This is a genomic window from Clostridium sp. DJ247 (assembly GCF_014231265.1).
The window spans coordinates 68813-84905 of the sequence record NZ_JABAIW010000015.1 but is presented as its reverse complement, the minus strand read 5'-3'; the positions used below and the strand labels follow the sequence as shown (position 1 = coordinate 84905).

Sequence of the window (16093 nt, the reverse complement as noted above, 5' to 3'; positions counted from 1 at the left end):
ACTGATAAAAAAGTTTTTAAATGTGCTTCAGTTTTGTCAACATATTCCTACGTATAAGTTAAGTTTCGAGCTAGGAAACCTATAAATATAGATTTTAATATTCATAAAGGGGTGTAAATGCTATATGACTAGTAACATAAATGAACTGATTTCTAAAAACGTTGAAAGTATAGAAATATCAGGAATAAGAAAGTTTTTTAATAAAGTAGTAAAATACCCAAATGCCATATCCTTAACTTTAGGGCAGCCTGACTTTAATGTTCCAGAGGAAATAAAGTCAGCTATGATTAAAGCTATAGAGGATAACAAAACTACATATACATCAAATGCTGGTATTTTAGAACTTAGAAGAGAAATATCAAATTACTTGAAAACTCAGCAAATAACATATAGTGAAGATGAAATATGCATTACAGTAGGCGGCAGCGAGGGGCTAATGGATGTATTTACAGCATTATTAAACCCTAATGATAAGGTGCTTATACCTACACCAGCTTACCCAGCCTATGAAAGTTGTGTAAAATTATTAGGCGGTGAAGTAGTAAATTATAAATTAAATAATGACTTTTCCATTGATTTTAATGAACTACAAGAGGTTATAAAAAGAGAAAATCCAAAAGTACTTGTAGTATCATATCCATCCAATCCAACAGGAGCAGTACTTTCAAAAGAAGATAGTGAAAAGCTCCACAACATAGTTAAAGAAAGCAATGTAATTGTTATTTCAGATGAAATGTATAGCGCTCTTTGCTTTGAAGCTAACTATTATTCTATAGGACAATATGAAGATATAAGAGACAGAGTAATACTAGTAGGTGGATTCTCTAAAATGTTTTCTATGACTGGACTTAGAATTGGATATGTATGTGCAAATAATTTATTCATGAATGCTGTTATGAAGGTACATCAATACAACGTATCCTGTGCACCTTCTATTGTACAATGGGGAGCTTATGAGGGACTAAGAAGCTGCATGAAAGATGTAGAACTAATGAAGAAAGAATTCATAGCTAGAAGGGATTACCTTTATAACAGACTTATAAATATGGGATTCAAATCTAACTTGCCCATGGGAGCTTTTTATATATTTCCTTCCATAGAAAGCTTTAACATGAAAAGTGAAGAATTCTGTGAAAGACTGCTAAAAGAAGCAGGCGTAGCAGCAGTACCAGGAGATGCCTTTGGAGTAGGTGGAGAAGGCTACATAAGAATATCCTATGCCTACAGCATGGAGCAACTAAAAGAAGCAGCTGATAGAATAGAAAAGTGGATAAAAACATTGTAATATGTTTCTAGGGATTCGGAGAGAGAATTCAACTTATACTCCAGGAGATGTTGCCAAACTTCAGCACGTTAAAAACTTTTAATCAGTCTAAAGTTCGTGTTTAAGCAGAGAGCCAAAATCTGTGATTTTGTGCGAATCGCTTACTACTCTGACGAAAGGAAGAGTAGTTTCATAATAGATTTAAAAGAACCTTATATAAACTCGCTACGCTCAAACATATATAAGGCTCTAAGATTTTCTAAAACACTTCACTAAGACTGATAAAAAAGTTTTTAAATGTGCTTTCAGTTTTGGCAACATCTCCCTACGTATAAGTTGAATTCCCTCTCTAGAACTCTACAATATAGGATAAAAAGTGGAAACTTAACTTATGTTAGAAATATGCTAGTTTACAATGAAGAATCCTATATAGATACCAACAGCTTAAATTTAACTTATGCGTAGGGATATATTACCAATGCTGAAGTCACATTTAAATATTTTTTATTAGTCTTAGCGAAAATTTGATAAAAAATCTTAGAACTTTTGATATGTTTGAGGTACGAGTTTATCAAAGTTCTTAGATTTTTATCAAATTTGAGCTTTAGACTAATTAAAAATATTTAACGTGACGAAGCATGGTAATATATACCGGAGTATAAGTTAAATTTCGGGCATGGTTATCTATATTACTTAAGTACGTCATCCATTGTGTAAAGACCATTTTCTTTTTTATACATAAACTCGGCAGCTCTAAGTGATCCTACTGCAAAGACTTCTCTGGATATTGCAGAGTGTCTGATTTCTATAACTTCACCTTGACCAGCAAAAATAACATCGTGATCACCAACTATGCCGCCGCCTCTTACAGCGTGTATACCTATTTCCTTAGAATCTCTTTTTGCTATTCCTTCTCTGCCATAAACAAATTCAGTTTCTTCAGCAATTGAATCCTTTATAGTATTTGCTAAAAGAAGAGCGGTACCACTTGGTGAATCTACTTTTTGATTATGGTGCTTTTCTACTATTTCTATATCAAAATCCTTATATAATAAAGCACTTATATTTCTTAGAATCTTATTTACTATGTTTATACCAATTGACAAGTTTGCTGTACGGAATACAGGTAATTCTTTTGAAGCATCATGGATCTTTTCTAATTGTTCCTTTGTATATCCAGTTGTACATAAAACAATGCCTAGATTTTTTTCTTTTGCATAGCTTAGCAAGCTTTCTAGGATATCTGGTCTTGAAAAGTCTATAATTACATCTGCATTAACAGTACATTCACTAATACTTGAGAATACAGGAAAACCAGATTGCTCAGTATTTCTATCTATACCAGCAACAATACTTAAGTTAGGGAAGTTTGATGAGATGCTTGAAATAACCTTCCCCATTTTGCCGTTACATCCGCTTAATATAACTCTAACCATTACTAATACCTCCTATAGGTAAAATTTATATTAATTATATACAGAAGGGTGTTTTAAGTTCAAGCAGTCAGAAGTCTATAATTCCAGTACATAGACTTCTGATACTTAAATCTGACAAACACCCTTAACATTAGTACTCATTCATAAATATATTATATAGCTATTTTAAAAGACCATAATTTATCAATTCTTGTTTTAGAACTTCTAAGTTTTCCACACTCATATCACATAGAGGAAGTCTTAGATTTCCAACTTTCATTCCAAGAAGATTCATAGCTGTTTTTAATGGTATAGGATTTGTTTCAATAAATAGTGCATTAGTTAAAGCTAAGGATTCTAGTTGTAGTTTTAAAGCTTCTTTAACTTTTCCAGATAGGAATAATTCACATATATCATGAATATCCTTTGGGATAATATTTGCAACTACAGATATAACTCCTATGCCTCCTAAAGAAAGTATTGGAATTATTTGATCATCATTACCAGAATAAATATCAAGTCTGTCACCACATAAAGCTTTTATCTGTGCTATCTGACTTATATTTCCACTAGCTTCTTTTACAGCTACTATATTGTCAAGTTCACATAACTGTTTTAAGGTCTTTGGTAGAATATTCATACCAGTTCTTCCAGGAACATTGTATACAACTATAGGAGTCTTTACGTTTGTTGCTATAGCCTTAAAATGTTCTATAAGTCCTCTTTGTGTAGTTTTATTGTAATAAGGAGTTATTATTAAAAGTCCATCAACACCTATGCTTTCAGCCCATTTGCTCATATTTATAGAAGCTGCGGTATTATTAGTTCCAGTACCGGCTATTACAGGAATTCTTTTATTTATTTTATCTACTGTAAATTTAATTGTATCTTTTTTCTCTTGTTCTGTCATAGTAGATGCTTCGCCGGTGGTTCCGCATACTATAATGGCGTTTGTTCCAGATTTTATGTGCCACTCAAGTAATTCTTCTAATTTTTCAAAGTCTATTCCTTGTTCATTAAATGGGGTAACGATAGCAACTCCTGAACCTTTAAATAAGCTCATAGAAACACCTCATTTTATATTTTTATTTTAAATAGCTAGCATATAGATAACTATTTATTTTTTATAATATATTCTGCAATCTGGATTGCATTTGAAGCAGCACCTTTTCTTATATTGTCTGCAACAACCCATAGGTTTAGACCATTGTCTAAGCTGAAGTCTCTTCTAATTCTTCCAACATAAACTTCATCATGTCCAGCTGCATCTATAGGAAGTGGATATACAAGATTCTTAGTATCATCTTTTAGAATTACTCCTTCAGCATTTTCGTATAACTTAAATATATCGTCTATTTCAAAAGAATTTTTAAGCTCTACGTTTATGCTTTCACTATGTCCATATACTACAGGAACTCTAACTGTAGTAGCTGTAACTCTTAAGTCATTGTCGTGTAATATTTTTCTAGTTTCTTTAATCATTTTTTCTTCTTCTTTTGTATAGCCATTTTCTAAGAAAACATCTATATGAGGTAATACGTTCCCTGCAATTGCATAAGGGAATTTTTTAGGTGCATTACCCTTATATCCTTCTATTAAGTCATCATATCCACTCATACCAGCACCGGATACCGCTTGATATGTGGAATATACTATTCTATTTACTCCGTACTTGTCGTATAAAGGTTTTAGAGCAACTACAGCTTGAATTGTAGAGCAGTTAGGATTTGCTATTATACCTTTGTTCCATTCAATATCCTCAGGATTTACTTCAGGAACAACTAGTGGTACTTCAGGATCCATTCTCCAAGCACTACTGTTATCTATAACTGTTGCTCCATATCTTGCAAAAATAGGAGCGTATTCCTTACTTACATCTCCACCAGCGGAAAATAAAGCAAAGTCAATTTTTTTATCTTTTATGTTATCCTCTTTCAATTCTTCTACTACAAAATCAGCATTTTTAAATTTTAATGTTGTACCAGCAGATCTTGCAGATGCATAAAAATAGATGTTATCAACAGGAAAATTTCTTTGCTCTAACACCTCAATAAACTTTCTTCCAACCATTCCAGTACAGCCAACTACTGCCACATTATAATTCATTTCAATCCCTCCAAAAAATATTCTTATTATATTATATAGCTGTACAACATAAAAGTATATACTTTTTTTGAAATGTATAAATAATGCATATATATGTTGAATAAAAAATAATTATACAAATTAACGTAAAAAATTGTAGATTAAGAAGTCTAATTATATTTTGTTATAGTTATTTAAAGTAGCCTATAAAGTGTATGTATTTTGTTTTATAATATCTATATTAACATTATATGCATAAGTTTCATTATTGAACAAAATTTAGTATAAAAGATAAAAATATTTATGTGTGGAAAATATGGTAAAATAATATTTATATAATTGTAGAAATATTATCTAATTTTTGTAGGGGGTTTTTTCATGAAAAGCAAGAAATTTATAGGTATATTGTCAATGCTTTTCTTAAGTTGTTCTGTATTTTTATCAGCATGTAGCGAAAGTGAGCAAAAAAAAGTAACTGTTGAAGATGATAAACAACAATATTTAAATATAATCTTAGATGGAGAGCCTCAAACTCTAGATCAGTCTAAAGCAGTAGATTCTTATTCAACACAGGTTTTAGCTGAAGTAAATGAAGCCTTGACAAGAATAGAGCAAGACGGTAAAGGCAAGGATATAGTCAAGCCAGCAGGGGCAGAAAAATGGGATATTTCTGAAGATGGATTAAAGTGGACATTCTATTTAAGAGATAATCAATGGTCTGATGGAAAAAAAGTAACAGCTGAAGATTATGTATATGGAATAAAAAGAACACTTGACCCAAAAGTTCAATCTCAATATGCATTTTTATTGTATCCTATAAAGGGAGCTAAAGAATATAATAGTTCAAAAAATAATATAGGAAAAAAATTATCTTCAGATATATTAGGTGTAAAAGCTTTAGATGATAGAACTCTAGAAATAACTCTGGAAAGCCCTTGTTCATATTTTCTAAATTTAACAAGCTTTAAGGCAATGCAGCCACAGAGAAAAGATTTAGTAGAGAAATATGCAGATAAGTATGGGACAGACGCGTCAACTATGTTATATTGTGGCCCTTTCATAATAAAACAATGGATACATAACAATAAAGTAGAGCTGGTTAAAAATGATAATTACTGGGATTCTAAATCTGTTAAGCTTGAAAAAGTAAATATGAAAATACAAAAATCTGATTCAACAATATTGAACAGACTTAAGAATGGATCAGTAGATATAGTTAAGGTTGTAAAACCTGAATGGAAGGATAAGATTGATAAGTCTGAAAAGTTAAATGTAGTTAGAATACCAGAACCAGCTACTAATTTTCAATTCTATAATCAGAAGAACCGCTTATTTAGTAATGATAAGGTAAGAAAGGCATTTTCTTTAGCCATTGATAGAGAGGAAGTATCTAAAACTTTATGGAAGGGGTTATATACTCCTGCCTATGGATGGGTACCACCCTCATTGCAGATTGATGGTGAAGATTTCAGGGAGAAACTAAACTTTGAACCTATAAAAAAGCTGAAGGATGACTATCCAAATCCAAAGGTACTCTTAGTAGAGGGTTTAAAAGAGTTAGGAATGTACACTGATCCCAGCAAGGTTACAGTTAACTACTTGCAGCCAGGTACAGATTCAGATCAGAAAGAAATAGCTGAATATTTTCAGAATATGTATTATAGAAATCTTGGAGTACATATAAAAATAGATTATGTAGACTATACAACATACGTAAATAGGATACAATCAGGGGACTATCAAATGTCATCTTCAGTATGGTCAGCTGATTATAATGATCCTATGACAGAATTTGATCTTTGGGTAACTGGCGTTAACCTAATAAATACTGGATGGTCAAATAAAACATATGATTCGCTTATAGGGGAAGTATCTACCCTAGGAGTAGATAAAAAAGAAGAAAGGTTTCAGATTTTTAAAGAGGTCGAAACTATTTTAATTGAAGAAGATGCAGTAATAGCGCCAACTGTATACAGAAATAAGCAAATTTATAAACATGATTATGTTAAAGGTGTAATGATTCCATTATTTGGACCACAGTTAGAATTAAAATATGCATATACCCAAGGAAGATAGAGTTGGATTTTATCCCTCTATGATAAGCCAAATACACAAGTTGTTTAGCTATAGATACCCACAGCTTAAATTTAACTTATACGTAGGCATATGTTGCCAAAACTGAAGCACATTTAAAAACTTTTTTATCAGTCTTAGTGAAGTGTTTTAGAAAATCTTAGAACCTTATATACGTTTGAGTGCAGCGAGTTTATATAAGGCTCTTAGATTTTCTTAAACACGAACTTTAGACTGATTAAAAGTTTTTAACGTGCTGAAGTTTGGCAACATATGCGGTCGTATAAGTTAAATTTCGGGCGTGGTTATCTATATAGTTAGGACTATAGCTAATATATAAAAAGATTTATTATTAGGAGTTAGTAAAACTTCTATAATAGATCTTTTTTTATTTTAGCTTGTTTTTTAACAATATAAAAAGAAGTAATAGGTATAATTAATTCCTTTAGTGTAAAAAATAACATATAGAAAACGGGAGGGTAATGCATATGGGAAAGACACCATTAAAGAAAGTGATAAAAGCTAAGTTAAAATCACATAGAGAGCTAACGGATGCGGAAAAACTAAGAGAAAGACTTAAGTATGAAATAGCTGAAGAATTAGGGCTCAGAGATAAGGTAGATAAACTTGGATGGAGTGGTCTTACTGCCGAAGAAACTGGAAGAATAGGTGGAATAATGACCAAAAGAAAAAAAGAGCTTAATTTACCTAAAAATGAGGTTATACTAAATAATCAAAAGATATTTTAAAGGAATATAATCATATAGACAAGAACTTTTTCTATATTAATATATATTATTGACTTATATATTAAAAGTATATAATATTAATTGATGAATAAATAGGATAATTAAGTACTTAAGATTTGAGAGGAAGTCAATATGGAGTGTTATAAAGAATTTGCTCACATTTATGATGAACTTATAAACAGTGATATAGACTATAATAAATGGGGAAAAGTAGTATTAGATATATGTAATGAATTTAATGTGAATCAAGTAGATTATCTTGATCTTTGTTGTGGTACAGGTAATATTACTACAGAAATAGCGCCGAGCTTCACTAACTCTTGGGCAGTAGATTTGTCTTATGAAATGCTTACAAAAGCAGAGCAGAAGCTTCGTAGTAAAGGCTTAAAGGTAAAATTCGTCTGTCAAAATATGTGTGAGTTAAACTTAAATAAAAAATTTGATCTTATAACCTGCTGTTTAGATTCTACAAATTACATAATTGAAACTAGTGATATTAAAAAGTATTTTTTAGCTATAAATAATCATCTTAAAGATAACGGTATTTTTATATTTGATATTAACTCTTATCATAAGTTAGCAAATATTTTAGGAAATAATGTATATAATTATGATGATGAAAATGTAACTTATATATGGGAAAATACCTTTGAAAATAGAATTGTAGACATGTATCTTACTTTTTTTGTTAAGCAAGGAGAACTATATAGAAGATTCGATGAAGAACACAGAGAGAGGGCTTATGAACATAAAGAAATTGAAGTGTTATTAAAAGAGTCATCACTTCAAATTGTAAAAGTTATGGACAACTATGAAACTAATATAATAAGTAATGACACTGAGAGAATAGTTTATGTAGTTAAAAAGAAAGATATATAGGTAAATTAATATTTTTATTATAGATTCAGGGAGGAATATTATTGTGAAAGATAAATTAGTTCATGCTACAGCACAAAATGGAGAAATTAGGATAGTAGCGGCTATAACTACTGAGCTAGTAGATGAAGGAGTTAGAATTCATCAATGCGCGCCAACAGCAGCTGCAGCTCTTGGTAGAATGCTTACAGCAGGAAGCCTTATGGGAGCTATGTTGAAATCTCCGAAAGACGTAATTACCTTGCAGATTTCAGGAGGTGGATTGGCAAAAGGAGTAGTAGTAACAGCGTATGCCGATGCAAGTGTAAAAGGATATATAGGTAATCCAACTGTAGATTTGCCTGAAAATGATAAGGGAAAACTTGATGTTGGAGGAGCTATAGGTAAGAATGGAAATCTAGTGATTATAAGGGATATGGGATTAAGAGAGCCTTATGTTGGTCAGGTTCCTATTTATACAGGAGAAATAGGAGATGATTTAGCATATTATTTTACTGTATCAGAACAGACTCCTTCAGCTGTGGGGTTAGGTGTTCTTGTAGATACAGATTTGAGTATTAAAGCAGCAGGTGGTTTTATAGTACAAATGATGCCAGGAGCTAATGAGCTTGTAGCAGATCTTTTAACCTACAGATTAAATGAAATACCTTCAATTACAGACATGATAACAAAAGGCATGAGTATAGAAGAAATTCTTAACTATATATTTGAAGATATGGATTTAAAGATATTAGAGGATACAACACCTAATTATAAATGTGATTGTACAAGGGAAAAGGTTGAGAGAGCTTTATTAAGTATAGGACAAAAGGATTTACAAGAGTTATATGATGAAGGAAAAGAAGAAGAACTAAAATGTCATTTTTGTAATAAATCCTATATGTTTACTAATGATGATATAGGAGAAATGATTGCATATAGTAAAAATAATAAATAGATGATATAGATAACCATGCCCGAAATTTAACTTATACGACCGCATATGTTACCATACTTCGTCACGTTAAATATTTTATTAGCAAGTCTTGGCCTCAAATTAGTAGAAAAGCTTAGCACTTTGATACTGTTTGAGCGTAAGCGAGTTTATCAAAGTCCTTAGCTTTTCTGCTAATTTGAGGCTTAGACTTGCTTAAACTATTTATTAGTGGCATAATCTAGTAATATGCTATGTGGAATAAATTAAATTTAAAAGTTTCACATCTATATAAGGAAATTACAGTATTATATAGAAACTAGAAGTTGTGTTAAAATAAATTCGCTTAATGGCGTGTTATAGTCTTGACTACTGAGTGTTTTTTTTATATTATATTCTGCGTGGAGACAATAACTTTCACTGAAAAATAATTTTGTGAAAATGAGAAAAATAAATGTTGACAATATTGAATCTAACGTTTATAATATTAATTGTCTTTGCGACATGCATTTGGGCGCATAGCTCAGCTGGGAGAGCATCTGCCTTACAAGCAGAGGGTCACAGGTTCGAGCCCTGTTGTGCCCACCAAATGCGGCCCAGTGGCTCAGTTGGTTAGAGTGCCGGCCTGTCACGCCGGAGGTCGAGGGTTCGAGTCCCTTCTGGGTCGCCACATGGCCAGATAGCTCAGTCGGTAGAGCAGAGGACTGAAAATCCTCGTGTCCCTGGTTCGATTCCTGGTCTGGCCACCAGGTATGCGGGAGTGGCTCAGTGGTAGAGCGTCACCTTGCCAAGGTGAACGTCGTGGGTTCGAATCCCATCTTCCGCTCCAATATGGCGCTATAGCCAAGTGGTAAGGCAGAGGTCTGCAAAACCTTTATCCCCAGTTCAAATCTGGGTGGCGCCTCCATAAAAAAGAATTGCTTTTAAGCAATTCTTTTTTATTTTTATTTTTATTCACACTTCAATTATAAATAAACTCCCTCTATCTATTAATTTTCCTTGTCGTAAAAAGACTGGTTTTACACTATGTTTTTTCAAAAAATTAATAACATCATTTCCGTATTTATAATAATTAAGATCTCCATAGAATGCTAAAGTGTTTCTATCTAATAAGCCGCAGCATCCTCCAATAAATCCATAGTTTAAACCAGGAAGCAGTATATCTCCAGAAGGAAGCAACAACACATCTATATTTTCTTTGCCAAGAGCAGATGCTATTGTGTTATCGCTAGTTATAACTGCATTCTCATTAACTATTGCAGTAGAACATTTTGTATATCCTTGCTTTACAGATATAAGTTTTTTATATGATACATAACGTAGTAGCTTAGGATCAGTAAACTTCAAATTATGTACAAATAAATTAGAAAAATTTAAACTGTTCAGCATAATATCGTAGGGATAGTTGGATTTTAAGCTGTGTTTAGACAAAATTACATTTAAATTTAATGAGCGTAATGACTCAATAAACTCTTTATTCATATCCTTATGCACTATTATATTTTTGTTATCAATTATGTGTAGAAGTATATCGGGGTGTCCACAAATAGCATCATAAAGTAAATTGGATGGTGGACAAACTAATACCTGACATCCTAATTGCTGTAGCATTTTTTTTTCTTCAACATCTATTCTAAAATCCACTATAGCATATTTCATGATACCATCCTTTCATATTTACATTCTCTGTAATATTTTATAGCCTTAATCCTTAAGTTTCAACTAGAGTTTTAGATATAAGTTTTACATGCATACATTAGTTAAAATCTTCCTATATCTTACTTTAGATATAAAGGTGGCAAATTGACATTATGATAAACTAATTTTTAGGGTTAATTATCTATAACCACAGCTTAAATTTAACTTATGCGTAGGTATATATTACCAATGTTGAAGTCACATTTAAATATTTTTTTATTAGTCTTAGCGAAAATTTGAGAAAGACCTTAGAACTTTAGATATGTTTGAGGTACGAGTTTATCAAAGTTCTTAGGTATTTCTCAAATTTGAGCTTTAGACTAATTAAAAATATTTAACGTGACGAAACATGGTAATATATACCGTAGTATAAGTTAAATTTCGGTCAGGGAGTTCATAATGTATTGTCGACATTTGACAAAAAGAATTTGCATATACAATCCATTTAAACACATACTATTTTAAGAAGGGAGTGTGAATAATGCTATTGTTAACTGTGGTATACGACAATGATAGAGAAGATGTAATAAGTGGAATAAGTAATACAAGAGAGTATTTTAAAAATAAAAATGTAATTATAGGAATTTCAGAAAGCATAGAAAATAATACTCACTTCGTAAAGATTTTTTGTGATGAAACAATTAGTGAAAGACTACACAATCTATTTAACTTACATGTAGCCAATATACTGTACAGCGTAGTTATTGATGAATTTTACAAGAAAGACATGGTTAACTTTTTATCTGATACATACTTTTTTTTGAAACATGATGAAATTAGTGAAATTAAAAATGTAGTATTAGAGGTTTTAAGAGGAAAAGACGCTTTAATTGATGAAGGTTCAATATATTGTATGAATAAAAAGAATACTATTATAGATAAAATAGTTAAATGTATAAATGAAAATAAAGAAATAAATATAAATGGATTTATAACTTTTAGAATGAAAGAAATTAAGGAAGATTTAGAAAGTATAATTGACAAAGTCGTAGAGAGATACATGGTGGAAAAAGAATATAATGAATTTATTAAACTACTAAAATATTTTGTAGAAGTACAAGAAAGTAAGATTGACTTGGTAAATATAGTAGTTAACAATGATGGAACTTATTTAATACAAGATAAGGAAGGTAGAGATATATCTAAAGAATTATTTAGCGATTTAAATGATTTAAAATATAAAGATAACACAAATACAGAAGATATGCTTATCAGTGTATTAATTACTAATGCTCCTGAAAAAATAGTTATTCATTGTGTTGATAACTGCAAAAATGTAGAATTGATAGATACGGTTAAAAAAGTGTTTACTGATAGAGTGAATTTTTGTGAAGATTGCAAAACTTGTAAAAAAATAAAACATAGCATACATAAAGTATGAATATAAATATAGTGATTAATATAAATTACTAAATATATGGTCATCTACAGCATAGTATATGAACAATGATATATAAGGCATATAAGTATTAAATTTGTATATTGACATATATATATATAAATAATATAATGAAATCTATAGAAGAAAGATGATGACAAGGAAGAGTAAATAACAGGCTGCTCTAAGAGAGAAGAACCCATTGGCTGTAAAGTTCTTCGAGTAAGTATTATTGAAAACCACCTTTGAGTTGTATACTGAACTATAGTAAGTATTTCCGTTAGCCGCGTTAAGGTCTCAGAGATAACAGTAATTATATTTGTTGTGATATTAATTAAGTATTACAATATTATTATATATTAACTGTTGAATTTGGGTGGAACCACGATAACTACTCGTCCCATGTATGGGAGGGGTTTTTTGTTTTTATATTAAAATATAAAATAATAAAAATTATGACAAGGAAGAGTAAATAATAGGCTATTCTAAGAGAGAAGAACTCGTTGGCTGTAAAGTTCTTTGAGTAAGCATTATTGAAAACCACCTTTGAGTTGTATACTGAACTATAGTAAGTATTTCCGTTAGCCGCGTTAAGGTCTCAGAGATAACAGTAAATATATTTGTTGTAATATTAATTAAACATTACAATATTATTATATATTAACTGTTGAATTTGGGTGGAACCACGATAACTACTCGTCCCATATACGGGAGGGGTTTTTTGTTTTTACAAATAATTAATTTTCAATAAAGATTATATAATTATAGGAGGAGAGTACTATGTTAAAGATCACTTTAAAAGATGGAAATGTAATTGAAGTGGAAAAAGGAACAAAAGTTGTAGAAGTTGCAGCTAAACTAAGTAAATCCTTAGCTAAAAAGGCCTTAGGTGCTAAAGTAAATGGTGAAACAGTAGAACTAATGCAAGAAATTAATGATGATTGTAAGCTTGAAATATTAACTTTTGAAGATGAAGACGGAAGAAAAATATTAAGGCATACGTCATCTCACATACTAGCTCAAGCAGTAAAAAAACTATATCCAAAGGTTAAGTTAGCTATAGGACCAGCAATAGACACAGGATTTTATTATGATTTTGATGCTGATTTTTCATTTACACCAGAAATGCTTGAAAAAATAGAAGCAGAAATGAATAAGATAGTAAAAGAAGATTTAAAACTAGAAAAATTTGAGTTATCAAGAGAAGAAGCTTTAAAATTGATGGAGGAAAAAGGTGAGTCCTATAAAGTTGAATTAATAAATGACTTGCCAGAAGATGAAATTATTTCTTTCTATAAGCAAGGCGATTTTGTAGACTTATGTGCAGGTCCTCATGTACCTTCCACTGGAAAATCTAAAGCTATGAAGTTGTTATCAATAGCTGGTGCATATTGGAGAGGCGATGAAAAGAATAAAATGCTTCAAAGAATATATGGTACTTCCTTTGAAAAAAAAGCTGAGCTAGAAGAATATATTCATATGATGGAAGAAGCAAAAAGAAGAGATCATAGAAAGCTAGGTAAGGAATTAGATCTATTTAGTATCCATGAAGAAGGTCCGGGATTTCCATTCTTCCACCCAAAAGGAATGGTAGTAAGAAACACACTTCAAAACTTCTGGAGAGAAATGCATAGAAAAGCTGGATATGATGAGATAATGACACCTATTATACTAAACGAAGCATTATGGCATCAATCAGGACACTGGGACCATTATAAAGAGAATATGTATTTTACTAAAATTGATGAGGGAGACTATGCTATAAAGCCTATGAATTGTCCTGGATCAATACTTGTTTATAGAAACCAAATTCACTCATATAGGGAGCTTCCTTTAAGATATGCTGAAATGGGAGTTGTTCACAGACATGAGAAATCAGGTGCGTTACATGGTTTAATGAGAGTGAGATGTTTTACTCAAGATGATGCTCATATATTTATGGCTAGAGAAAACACAAAAGACGAAATATTGAATGTTATAAGACTTATAGATAGTTTCTACAAGGTATTTGGATTTGAATATTCTGTTGAACTTTCAACAAGACCAGAGGATTCCATGGGAAGTGATGAAGATTGGGATATAGCAACTAATGGATTAAGAGATGCATTGGAAGCTATTGGACTTAAATACAAAGTTAATGAAGGTGATGGTGCCTTCTACGGTCCTAAGATAGATTTCCACTTAAAAGATTGCATAGGAAGAACATGGCAGTGTGGAACTATACAACTTGATTTTCAATTGCCAGAAAGGTTTGATTTAAATTATATAGGTGCAGATGGAGAAAAGCACAGACCTGTTATGGTTCACAGAGTTGTGTTTGGTTCTGTAGAAAGATTTATAGGAATATTAACTGAGCATTATGCAGGGGCCTTCCCAGCTTGGCTTGCACCAGTACAGATTAAAATTATGAATATAACTGATGCGCAAATAGATTACGTAAACAAAATTGCAGGTGAACTAAAGGAAAATGATATAAGAGTAGAAATAGATGTAAGAAATGAAAAAATCGGATACAAGATTAGAGAAGCTCAACTTCAAAAGGTTCCTTATATGCTAGTTATTGGTGATAAGGAAGCAAAGGATGGAAATGTAGCTGTTAGAAGCAGAAAACAAGGTGATCTTGGAACTATGAGTTTAGAGGAATTTATTTCAAAAATTAGTGATGAAATTAGTAAAAAAATAAGTTATGTTGATTAAATAAATAGTTGACAATATATTATATAGGTGGTAAAATATCATTTGTTAAGAAGAAACAGCCGTTTCTCACCTTACAGCAAAGCTAGTAAGGTATTAGAATTTACTGTAGTATTGTATTCTAAGGACGGCTTATGCCGTCCTTTTTTATGTATATAGAAATATATATTGTTAAATCCACCTAGGAGGTGAAAATCATAAATAAAGATTTTCTTGTAAATGAGGAAATAAGAGAAAAAGAGTTAAGAGTTATTGGAGACGACGGTTCACAATTAGGGGTAATATCGTCTAGAGAAGCTCTAAGAATTGCTGAAGAAAAAGAATTAGATTTGGTTATGATATCTCCAAATGCTAATCCACCCGTATGTAAAATAATGGACTTTGGCAAGTTTATTTATGAGCAATCTAAGAAAGATAAAGAAGCTAAAAAGAAACAAAAAGTTGTTAACATAAAAGAAGTTAGACTAAGCCCTACAATTGAAGAGCATGATGTTTCCATTAAAGCAAACAATGCAAGAAAGTTTTTACTTGCAGGTGATAAGGTTAAAGTAACAGTTAGATTTAGAGGAAGAGAAGCTGATTACTCATTTACTGGTAAGAAGATACTAGATGCTTTTTTTACCAAGTTAGAAGATGTTTGTATAAAGGAAAAAGAAGCAAAACTAGAAGGAAAAAATATGACAATGGTTTTATCACCAAAGAAAGCATAGTTGAGAGGAGGAATTTATTATGCCAAAAATGAAAACTAAAAAAAGTGTAGCAAAAAGATTTAAAGTTACAGGTACAGGTAAACTTAAAAGAGCAAAAGCTTTCAAAAGCCATATATTAACAAAGAAGAGCGCAAAGACTAAGAGAAATCTTAGAAAGACAGCATACGTTTCAGAAACTCAAGAAAAAGTAATGAAGAAATTAATGCCTTATGTATAATATACTGGCGATAGAAGGAGG

At 31.1% G+C, this 16093-nt stretch carries 13 protein-coding genes, 5 tRNA genes and 3 other annotated features; of the genes, 14 read left to right on the top strand and 4 right to left on the bottom strand.

Features of this window, described 5'->3' with window-relative positions; genetic code table 11:
* The first annotated feature begins 124 nt into the window (after positions 1–124).
* Complete coding sequence (locus tag HGI79_RS08280; RefSeq protein WP_185650246.1) at positions 125–1285, top strand: pyridoxal phosphate-dependent aminotransferase; 1161 nt, start codon at positions 125–127, stop codon at positions 1283–1285.
* A 668-nt stretch (positions 1286–1953) separates the two neighbouring features.
* Here HGI79_RS08280 and dapB read toward each other — a convergent pair.
* The 3 genes from dapB to HGI79_RS08265 all read right to left on the bottom strand — a co-directional run bounded on the left by dapB (position 1954) and on the right by HGI79_RS08265 (position 4785).
* Positions 1954–2700 carry a 4-hydroxy-tetrahydrodipicolinate reductase gene (gene dapB, locus HGI79_RS08275; RefSeq protein ID WP_185650245.1) on the bottom strand — a complete coding sequence of 249 codons (747 nt, stop codon included), beginning with the start codon at positions 2698–2700 and terminating at the stop codon, positions 1954–1956.
* Positions 2701–2860: 160 nt separating this feature from the next.
* Positions 2861–3742: a 4-hydroxy-tetrahydrodipicolinate synthase gene (gene dapA / locus HGI79_RS08270; RefSeq protein WP_185650244.1), complete on the bottom strand. Its 882-nt coding sequence runs from the start codon at positions 3740–3742 to the stop codon at positions 2861–2863.
* A gap of 50 nt (positions 3743–3792) precedes the next feature.
* Entirely contained in the window at positions 3793–4785 is a 993-nt protein-coding gene (locus HGI79_RS08265; RefSeq protein ID WP_185650243.1) for an aspartate-semialdehyde dehydrogenase, read from the bottom strand.
* A gap of 357 nt (positions 4786–5142) precedes the next feature.
* Between HGI79_RS08265 and HGI79_RS08260 the strand changes: the two genes are divergently transcribed.
* From HGI79_RS08260 to HGI79_RS08220, 9 genes are all read left to right on the top strand, one after another.
* Positions 5143–6840: a peptide ABC transporter substrate-binding protein gene (locus HGI79_RS08260; RefSeq protein WP_185650242.1), complete on the top strand. Its 1698-nt coding sequence runs from the start codon at positions 5143–5145 to the stop codon at positions 6838–6840.
* A gap of 485 nt (positions 6841–7325) precedes the next feature.
* Positions 7326–7586, top strand: a complete 261-nt coding sequence (locus tag HGI79_RS08255; RefSeq protein WP_185650241.1) for a small, acid-soluble spore protein, alpha/beta type — start codon at positions 7326–7328, stop codon at positions 7584–7586.
* A gap of 132 nt (positions 7587–7718) precedes the next feature.
* Positions 7719–8465, top strand: a complete 747-nt coding sequence (locus HGI79_RS08250) for a class I SAM-dependent methyltransferase (protein WP_185650240.1) — start codon at positions 7719–7721, stop codon at positions 8463–8465.
* Between the two features lie 43 nt (positions 8466–8508).
* On the top strand, positions 8509–9399 hold the full coding sequence (hslO, locus tag HGI79_RS08245; RefSeq protein ID WP_185650239.1) for an Hsp33 family molecular chaperone HslO: 891 nt from the start codon (positions 8509–8511) through the stop codon (positions 9397–9399).
* A gap of 488 nt (positions 9400–9887) precedes the next feature.
* A tRNA-Val gene (locus tag HGI79_RS08240) sits at positions 9888–9963 on the top strand.
* Positions 9964–9968: 5 nt separating this feature from the next.
* Positions 9969–10045 (top strand) — tRNA-Asp (locus HGI79_RS08235).
* A 3-nt stretch (positions 10046–10048) separates the two neighbouring features.
* A tRNA-Phe gene (locus HGI79_RS08230) sits at positions 10049–10124 on the top strand.
* Between the two features lie 5 nt (positions 10125–10129).
* Positions 10130–10204, top strand: a tRNA-Gly gene (locus HGI79_RS08225).
* Positions 10205–10208: 4 nt separating this feature from the next.
* Positions 10209–10282, top strand: a tRNA-Cys gene (locus HGI79_RS08220).
* Positions 10283–10329: 47 nt separating this feature from the next.
* On the opposite strand, the gene HGI79_RS08215 is transcribed toward HGI79_RS08220, so the two are convergent.
* Positions 10330–11034, bottom strand: coding sequence for a DUF6873 family GME fold protein (locus HGI79_RS08215; protein WP_185650238.1), 705 nt, complete (start codon positions 11032–11034; stop codon positions 10330–10332).
* 520 nt (positions 11035–11554) lie between these two features.
* On the opposite strand from HGI79_RS08215, the gene ytxC reads away from it, so the two are divergent.
* The 4 genes from ytxC to rpmI all read left to right on the top strand — a co-directional run bounded on the left by ytxC (position 11555) and on the right by rpmI (position 16072).
* On the top strand, positions 11555–12454 hold the full coding sequence (gene ytxC, locus HGI79_RS08210) for a putative sporulation protein YtxC (protein WP_185650237.1): 900 nt from the start codon (positions 11555–11557) through the stop codon (positions 12452–12454).
* Between the two features lie 142 nt (positions 12455–12596).
* Positions 12597–12857: a binding site (T-box leader), on the top strand.
* A gap of 40 nt (positions 12858–12897) precedes the next feature.
* Positions 12898–13158, top strand: a binding site (T-box leader).
* 73 nt (positions 13159–13231) lie between these two features.
* The gene (gene thrS / locus HGI79_RS08205) at positions 13232–15148 is read left to right on the top strand and encodes a threonine--tRNA ligase (protein ID WP_185650236.1); all 1917 of its coding nucleotides are present in this window, start codon (positions 13232–13234) and stop codon (positions 15146–15148) included.
* Between the two features lie 41 nt (positions 15149–15189).
* Positions 15190–15300, top strand: a sequence feature (ribosomal protein L20 leader region).
* A gap of 33 nt (positions 15301–15333) precedes the next feature.
* A complete protein-coding gene (infC, locus tag HGI79_RS08200) occupies positions 15334–15855 on the top strand; it encodes a translation initiation factor IF-3 (RefSeq protein ID WP_185650235.1) in 522 nt (173 codons plus the stop codon).
* A gap of 19 nt (positions 15856–15874) precedes the next feature.
* A complete protein-coding gene (rpmI, locus tag HGI79_RS08195) occupies positions 15875–16072 on the top strand; it encodes a 50S ribosomal protein L35 (protein ID WP_185650234.1) in 198 nt (65 codons plus the stop codon).
* The last annotated feature ends 21 nt before the right edge of the window (positions 16073–16093 follow it).

Excerpts from the sequence above, each read along its gene's own strand:
- HGI79_RS08260 (WP_185650242.1), top strand. The coding sequence starts at position 5,143 with ATGAAAAGCAAGAAATTTATAGGTATATTGTCAATGCTTTTCTTAAGT.
- dapA (WP_185650244.1), bottom strand. The coding sequence starts at position 3,742 with ATGAGCTTATTTAAAGGTTCAGGAGTTGCTATCGTTACCCCATTTAAT.
- HGI79_RS08280 (WP_185650246.1), top strand. The coding sequence starts at position 125 with ATGACTAGTAACATAAATGAACTGATTTCTAAAAACGTTGAAAGTATA.
- ytxC (WP_185650237.1), top strand. The coding sequence starts at position 11,555 with ATGCTATTGTTAACTGTGGTATACGACAATGATAGAGAAGATGTAATA.
- HGI79_RS08255 (WP_185650241.1), top strand. The coding sequence starts at position 7,326 with ATGGGAAAGACACCATTAAAGAAAGTGATAAAAGCTAAGTTAAAATCA.
- thrS (WP_185650236.1), top strand. The coding sequence starts at position 13,232 with ATGTTAAAGATCACTTTAAAAGATGGAAATGTAATTGAAGTGGAAAAA.
- HGI79_RS08215 (WP_185650238.1), bottom strand. The coding sequence starts at position 11,034 with ATGAAATATGCTATAGTGGATTTTAGAATAGATGTTGAAGAAAAAAAA.
- dapB (WP_185650245.1), bottom strand. The coding sequence starts at position 2,700 with ATGGTTAGAGTTATATTAAGCGGATGTAACGGCAAAATGGGGAAGGTT.
- HGI79_RS08265 (WP_185650243.1), bottom strand. The coding sequence starts at position 4,785 with ATGAATTATAATGTGGCAGTAGTTGGCTGTACTGGAATGGTTGGAAGA.
- HGI79_RS08250 (WP_185650240.1), top strand. The coding sequence starts at position 7,719 with ATGGAGTGTTATAAAGAATTTGCTCACATTTATGATGAACTTATAAAC.
- rpmI (WP_185650234.1), top strand. The coding sequence starts at position 15,875 with ATGCCAAAAATGAAAACTAAAAAAAGTGTAGCAAAAAGATTTAAAGTT.